The following is a 243-nucleotide window of genomic DNA, read 5'->3' as shown; positions in this document are numbered from 1 at the left end:
CACTCCTTGCCTGACCAAATAATTTGGAAGGCTACAACCAGTAAGGAGCATTTATGCGTCATTACGAAATCCTCTTTCTTGTTAACACGGATCAGAGCGAGCAAGTCGGCGGCATGGTTGAGCTTTACACCAAGCTGATCGAAGAAGACGGTGGCAAGATTCACCGCCTCGAAGATTGGGGCCGTCGTCAGCTGGCTTACGCCATCAACAACGTCCACACAGCTCACTACGTCATGATTAACG

The 243-nt window shown here is 49.8% G+C and carries 1 protein-coding gene; it reads left to right on the top strand.

Annotated features, from left to right (window positions below; genetic code table 11):
• Positions 1 to 53: 53 nt before the first annotated feature.
• A partial coding sequence (gene rpsF / locus VC352_RS24995) for a 30S ribosomal protein S6 (RefSeq protein ID WP_322982175.1) occupies positions 54 to 243 on the top strand: 190 nt, incomplete at its 3' end.

Origin of the sequence: Pseudomonas sp. C11, assembly GCF_034683865.1 — a bacterium.
Taxonomy (GTDB): domain Bacteria; phylum Pseudomonadota; class Gammaproteobacteria; order Pseudomonadales; family Pseudomonadaceae; genus Aquipseudomonas.
The sequence above is the reverse complement of the archived record's forward strand: the minus strand, read 5'-3'. Positions and strand labels throughout refer to the sequence as shown.